6 protein-coding genes and 1 riboswitch are annotated in these 5,670 nt (G+C 72.3%); of the genes, 2 read left to right on the top strand and 4 right to left on the bottom strand.

What is annotated here, in order from left to right; translation table 11 throughout:
* Positions 1 to 30: 30 nt before the first annotated feature.
* Positions 31 to 849: a DUF4397 domain-containing protein gene (locus tag ACH9D2_RS13575; protein WP_396363339.1), complete on the bottom strand. Its 819-nt coding sequence runs from the start codon at positions 847 to 849 to the stop codon at positions 31 to 33.
* Positions 850 to 1,051: 202 nt separating this feature from the next.
* On the opposite strand from ACH9D2_RS13575, the gene ACH9D2_RS13570 reads away from it, so the two are divergent.
* Positions 1,052 to 1,798 (top strand): SDR family NAD(P)-dependent oxidoreductase, encoded by a 747-nt coding sequence (locus ACH9D2_RS13570; protein ID WP_396363338.1) that lies wholly within the window; start codon positions 1,052 to 1,054, stop codon positions 1,796 to 1,798.
* A gap of 40 nt (positions 1,799 to 1,838) precedes the next feature.
* Here the strand turns inward: ACH9D2_RS13570 and ACH9D2_RS13565 are convergent, their stop codons facing one another.
* On the bottom strand, positions 1,839 to 2,069 hold the full coding sequence (locus tag ACH9D2_RS13565) for a hypothetical protein (RefSeq protein ID WP_396363337.1): 231 nt from the start codon (positions 2,067 to 2,069) through the stop codon (positions 1,839 to 1,841).
* 160 nt (positions 2,070 to 2,229) lie between these two features.
* Here ACH9D2_RS13565 and ACH9D2_RS13560 point away from each other — a divergent pair, with 160 nt between their 5' ends.
* Complete coding sequence (locus tag ACH9D2_RS13560) at positions 2,230 to 3,360, top strand: baeRF2 domain-containing protein (RefSeq protein WP_396363336.1); 1,131 nt, start codon at positions 2,230 to 2,232, stop codon at positions 3,358 to 3,360.
* A 98-nt stretch (positions 3,361 to 3,458) separates the two neighbouring features.
* Here ACH9D2_RS13560 and ACH9D2_RS13555 read toward each other — a convergent pair whose 3' ends face one another.
* Entirely contained in the window at positions 3,459 to 4,877 is a 1,419-nt protein-coding gene (locus ACH9D2_RS13555) for an NtaA/DmoA family FMN-dependent monooxygenase (RefSeq protein ID WP_396363335.1), read from the bottom strand.
* A 77-nt stretch (positions 4,878 to 4,954) separates the two neighbouring features.
* Positions 4,955 to 5,069: riboswitch (SAM riboswitch) on the bottom strand.
* Positions 5,070 to 5,153: 84 nt separating this feature from the next.
* A complete protein-coding gene (locus tag ACH9D2_RS13550) occupies positions 5,154 to 5,618 on the bottom strand; it encodes a CoA-binding protein (RefSeq protein WP_396363334.1) in 465 nt (154 codons plus the stop codon).
* Positions 5,619 to 5,670 lie beyond the last annotated feature (52 nt).

Genomic DNA, 5,670 nt, shown 5'->3' with positions numbered 1-5,670 from the left:
CACCCGGACCGGGCCTGTCAGGACGGCTCACTACCGGCGGTTCCCCGCGAGCACCCGGCGGGCACCGAACGCCGCGCCGATCAGCCCGAGCGCGCCGGCGGCCGCGAGGCCGGCGGTCAGCATCGTGCGCTGCTCCTGGGCCGCGAGCCCGGACTGGCCGCCCGGCACGGCCTCGGGCGCCTGCTCCATGCCCTCCAGGGTCTGGACGGCGAGGTCCAGGTTCCCGGCCTCGAGGGAGCCCCACGCGTACACGATGTTGTGGGTGCCCTCGGCCAGCTGGAGATCGGCCGGGCCGATGACCGGCTCGGTGGTGCCCGCGGCGGCCACGGCCGCCGAGACTGTGCCGGCGTCGACCGGCAGGGTCTCCTCGTTCGGGTTCTCGAGCCCGGTGATGATCGGCTGGCCGCCCGCGAGGACGTCCACGGCCGGGGCGGCGGCCACGTGCCGGACGGTCAGGTGCGACTTGCCGGCCTCGATCTCCGACATGTCGTTGGTGAACAGGGTGGCCGTGGGGTTGCCCTCGGTGTCGAGGTGGGCCGCGGCCGTGTAGCTCATCCCGGTCTGCAGGTCCGCGGTGACGGGCCCGATGATCGGCTCCGAGGCGTCGGCGGCGTCGGGGGCGGTGATGGCCAGGTCGTAGCTGCCGGCGGGCAGTTCGAGCGGGCCGGCCAGGGTGCCCGGGGCGAAGTCGTCGAGGGTGAGCTCGCCGTTGACGTACACGTCCACGACGGTGTCGGGCACGCCGTGGAGCACGGACAGCTCCGCGTGCTCGGCGGCGAACGCCGGGCTCATGCTGAGGGCACCGGCACCGAGGCCGAGGACTGCTGCGGCGGAAAGGGTCTTGCGCATGGTAACTGCTCCTTGAACGGGCTCCCTGGCGGAAGCGGAATCGACCTTGCACCCGTACTACCGCCGTGGACCCCTCCGCGGATGCAGCAGGTCACATTTTTTTCGGAAAGTTCTTCCGGGTCCGTTCCGCACCACAATGAAGAGGGCGGCGCCGCGGCTCGCGCGGCCCGTCCGAGCACCCGTCGGATCTTCAGGAGGAACCGTGGACACCCACCGCTTCACCGGCAGGACCGCCGTCGTGACCGGGGCGGGCTCGGGCATCGGACGCGCCACCGCGCTGGGACTGGCCACGGAGGGGGCCACCGTGGTCGTGGTTGACCTTTCGGCGCGCCGGCTGGAGACCCTGGTGGCGGAGGCGCCCCGCCTGCCGCTCTTCCCCGTGGTCGCGGATCTCACGGACGAGGGCGCGGTGGGCCGGGTGCTGGCGGCGACCGAGGGCCGGCTCGACGTGCTGGTCAACAACGCCGGGATCATGGACCGCTTCGAGTCCGTCGCCGAGGTCGACGACGCGACGTGGGACCGGGTCTTCGCCGTCAACGTCGGCTCCGTCATGCGACTGACCCGCGCTGCCATCCCGCTGCTGCGGGTCTCCGGGCGAGGAGCAATCGTCAACGTGGCGTCCGAGGCGTCGTTGCGCGGGTCCGCCGCGGGCGCGGCCTACACCGCCTCCAAGCACGCCGTGGCCGGGCTGACGAAGAGCACGGCCCTCATGCACGCGGCGGACGGCATCCGCACCAACGCGGTCGCCCCCGGCGCCACGGCCACGGCGATCGAGGCGCCCATGGGCTCGGACCTGTTCCCGGGGCGGATGGGGGCGTTCCTGCAGAACATCCCCTACACGGCCACCGCCGAGCAGGTCGCCGCCGTCATCGTCTTCCTCGCGAGCGACGACGCCTCCAACGTCAACGGCGTGATCATGCCCTCGGACGGCGGCTGGTCCGCCGTGTGACGCACCGCGCGAGGGCGCACGCCCTCGCGCGGTGCGCGGCTCACTCCGCCTCGAGCGTGGAGGTCTCCTGCTGCTCGTCCTGCGGCTCGTCGAGGACGACTTCCTGGTCCTGCTCCAGGAGGTCGTCGGGATTCGCCTCGAGGGAGGACGCCTCCGAGCGCTCGGGCGCGGGCGCCGGCGCCTCGTCGTCCTGGTCGTCCAGCTCCGGCCGCTCGGCCTCGATCGACTGCTCGAGCCGGTCGGCCTCGTCGTACTCGGGTACGTCGCTCATGGATGCCTCCTGCGTCGTGGGACCAACGGGACCACCGGTCGCGCGACCGGTCGTGTGCCTCCGACCCTACTCGTCCGGCCGTCTGTTCCCAGCCCCCTGACGGTCGGATAACGTGGTCTGCACCACAGGAAGCACCGCTCAACAGCAGGAGTTGTCGATCATGACGAGCCGATTCCACCGCTACGCCGAACTGTTCAAGAGCAAGGGCCCCTGGTGCACCGTCTACACGGACATCAGCACCGGCACCGTCGACTCGTTGCACGCCATCGACGTCCTGCCCGAGAACATCTGCCGAGAGCTGGAGCGCCAGGGCGCGAGCAAGGCCGATCTCGCCGCTGTGGAGGCCGCCGTGCGGCCGGCCGAGGGCGTGCCGGACCCGGTGTGCCGGTACCTGCTGGTGCGCGACGGCACCGTGGAGATCGACGAGGTCCTCCCAGGACCCCGCGCCGGTCGCGGTGTCATCCAGGTGGAGGAGGTCCCCGACCTCACTCCCCTGTTCCGGCACCGCCCGGACGACTTCCCCTACGTGGTCGCCGAGGTGGGCCGGGACGGCGGCGAGATCTGCCTGCAGCACGCCAGCCGCGTCCGGGCCACGGACGAGCAGCAGATCGAGGGCGAGACCGAGCACCTGAAGAAGTTCCCCGGGGGCGGCTGGTCCCAGGGTCGCTGGCAGCGGCACACCGAGGACGTGTGGCGGCGCAACACCGAGCAGGTGGCCGAGCAGATCGACAAGGTCGTCGCCGAGAGCGGGGCGCAGCTCGTGGTCCTCGCGGGGGACCTGCGGGCCCGGGGCCTGGTCGAGGAGCAGCTGTCCAAGGCGACCCGGACGATGCTGAGCGTCGTCGACGCCAACACGCGCGCGGAGGGCAGCAAGTCCGCCGACTTCGACCACCAGGTCGAGGAGCGCGTGGCGGAGGTCGTGGCACACCGCCAGCAGGGTCTGCTCGAGCGGCTCGCGGAGCAGCAGGGGCGGGCCGACCCCACCGCCGTCTCGGGGATGGAGCCCGTCGTCTCGGCCCTGCAGCAGGCCCAGGCGGAGACGCTGCTCATCGACGACACCCATCTGGACACGGAGCAGGAGCTCATCGCCCTGGACGCCGAGCCCTGGATCGCCTTCCGGGAGTCGGAGGCCGTGGGCGCCGGCGTGCTCGGCCGGGTCTCCGCCGACGCCGCGCTGGTGCGCGCCGCGGTGCTGACCGACGGCCGCCCCGTCTTCGTGCCGCCGGGGGCCCTGCCCCACGGCACGGACGTGGCCGCCCTGCTGCGCTGGAGCGCCGCGCCGACGTCCTGACCGGGAACGGACGAGGGGCCCCCGCCGGTGCGGGGGCCCCTCGTCCGTTCCCGGTCCCCGGCCTCGGGCCGGGCGCCGGCGGGATCAGGGGGCGTGGATCAGGAGATCAGTGCGCGGGCGGGGGTGTCCGCGGCAGAGGGCTTGCCCGCGTAGGCGCCGCGGTACGCGGCGGCCGGGTGGGTGTCGAGGACCTTGGTCTGCCCGGCGCCGTAGAGGTTCTCGCGCAGCGTGGTGCCCTCGTACCCGGTCCGGTAGCGGCCGCGCTTCTGCAGCTCCGGCACGACCCACTCCACGAAGTCCTCGAACGACCCCGGGGACACGTGGTAGGCGAGGTTGATGCCGTCCAGTCCGCCGTCGTCGATCCACCGCTCGAGCTCGTCGGCCACGGTCTGCGGGGAGCCGACGACCGGCACGCCCATGCCGCCCATCGAGATGTGCTTGGCGACCTCCTTGATCGTCCACTTCTTGTTCGGGTCCGCGGTGGTGAAGGGGGTCAGGAAGGACTGGATGGAGTCGGTCTTGATGTACTCCAGGACGTCGTTCTCGTTGTAGCGACCCAGGTCCAGCCCGGACCAGCCGCCCACCAGTCCCAGCGCGCCGTCGGTGTCCGCGTACCGCTCGTAGTCGCGGCGCTTCTGCTCGGCCTTCGCGTCGGTCTCGTCGACGATGACGTGCAGCATGGCGAAGATCTTGAGGTCGTCCCGGCCCCGGCCCTGGGCCTGCGCCTCGTCGCGCAGCTTGTCGGTGACCACGCGGGTCAGGTCCGGGCGGATGCCGCCCACGAACACCGCCTCGGCGTGGCGCCCGGCGAACGCGCGCCCGCGGGAGGAGGCCCCCGCCTGGAAGATCAGCGGCGTGCGCTGCGGGGACGGCTCGGTCAGCCCGATGCCCGGGACGTCGAAGTACTTGCCGTGGTGCTGGATGGGGTGGACGAGCGCCGGGTCGGCGAAGACCCCGTTGATCCGGTCGCGCTTGACCGCGCCGTCCTCCCAGGAGCCCTCCCAGAGCTTGTAGCAGACCTCCATGAACTCCTCGGCGATCTCGTAGCGCTCGTCGTGGGAGATCTGCTCCGTGAGCCCGTGGTTCTCGGCGGCGGACTTCAGGTAGGACGTCACCACGTTGAAGCCCATCCGGCCCTTCGTCAGGTGGTCCAGGGTCGCGAACTTCCGGGCCAGCGGGTACGGCTGCTCGTAGGTGATCGCGCTGGTCACGCCGAAGCCCAGGTGCTTCGTCACGGCCGCCATCGCGGAGATCTGCATGAAGGGGTCGTTGACCGGGATCTGCGTGGCGTCCCGGATCACGGGGGCCGCGGAGTTCTGGTAGACGTCGTAGTACCCGACGACGTCCGCGAGGAACAGCGCGTCGAAGAGCCCCTTCTCCAGGACCTGGGCGACGTCCGTCCAGTACTCGATCGTGTTGTACTCGTCCGCCCGGGAGCGGGGGTGCTTCCACAGGCCGGGGGCCTGGTGGCCCACGCAGGTCATGTCGAAGGCGTTCAGGGCGATGCGCTTGCTCATGGGTCTTCCTCCCGGGTCGATGCCGACCCGCGCCCGTGCGTCGTGGAGACCTGCTCGCGGGTCCGACGCACTGGTGGGCGCCGTACTTGCCGCGGAGCGAGTGCACCACGGCCCGATGTTCATCTGGGGCACCCCGCTACGGGAGAGGGTTGCCGCCCGACCAGCCAGAGCTTCGCGTCGGGACTCGTCATCGTCGTCGGGAAACAGCTTAGCGGGTCGCCCAGGCCCCGGCGCAAGCCGTGTCCCACCGGGACGGCCTCCGCACGTGCGGGCGGCTCAGGCGGGCGGGGCGAGCGGCGGGGTCCGGCCCGGGTCCAGGGTCCAGCCCCGCCGGACCATGGCGCGGAGCTCGATCAGGGGGCAGGTGTCCATGACCACGTCGAGGCCGGCCCGCTCCGCCCGGGCGGCCGCGTCCTCGTCGACGACGCCCAGCTGCAGCCACACCGCCGCGGCCCCCGCGGCGATGGCCTGGTCCACGACCGCGCCGACGCGGCGGGAGTTGACGAAGCAGTCCACCACGTCGATCGGGCCCGGGACCTCGGCGAGCGTGCGGAAGCCGGGCTCGCCGTGCACCGGCTCGCCCTTCGGGTTCACCGGGATGATCGTCATGCCGAGGTCGTCGCGGATCTGCTTCGCGACCGAGTGCGCCGGACGGGCCGTGCTGCCCGTCAGGCCCACCACGGCCCACCGGCCGGGCCGGGTCATGAGGCGGTCGATGACGGCGGGGTCGTTGCGGGTCATGGCACCAGCCTGGCACGGGGCCCTCCCCCGCACGACCCCTCCCCCCCTCCCG

This window comes from Kocuria rhizosphaericola (assembly GCF_044462205.1).
Lineage (GTDB): Bacteria > Actinomycetota > Actinomycetes > Actinomycetales > Micrococcaceae > Kocuria > Kocuria rhizosphaericola.
The sequence above is the reverse complement of the archived record's forward strand: the minus strand, read 5'-3'. Positions and strand labels throughout refer to the sequence as shown.

What these genes read in the sequence shown, in the direction of transcription:
- ACH9D2_RS13565 (WP_396363337.1), bottom strand. Translation starts at nt 2,069, where the DNA reads ATGAGCGACGTACCCGAGTACGACGAGGCCGACCGGCTCGAGCAGTCG.
- ACH9D2_RS13555 (WP_396363335.1), bottom strand. Translation starts at nt 4,877, where the DNA reads ATGAGCAAGCGCATCGCCCTGAACGCCTTCGACATGACCTGCGTGGGC.
- ACH9D2_RS13575 (WP_396363339.1), bottom strand. Translation starts at nt 849, where the DNA reads ATGCGCAAGACCCTTTCCGCCGCAGCAGTCCTCGGCCTCGGTGCCGGT.
- ACH9D2_RS13550 (WP_396363334.1), bottom strand. Translation starts at nt 5,618, where the DNA reads ATGACCCGCAACGACCCCGCCGTCATCGACCGCCTCATGACCCGGCCC.
- ACH9D2_RS13560 (WP_396363336.1), top strand. Translation starts at nt 2,230, where the DNA reads ATGACGAGCCGATTCCACCGCTACGCCGAACTGTTCAAGAGCAAGGGC.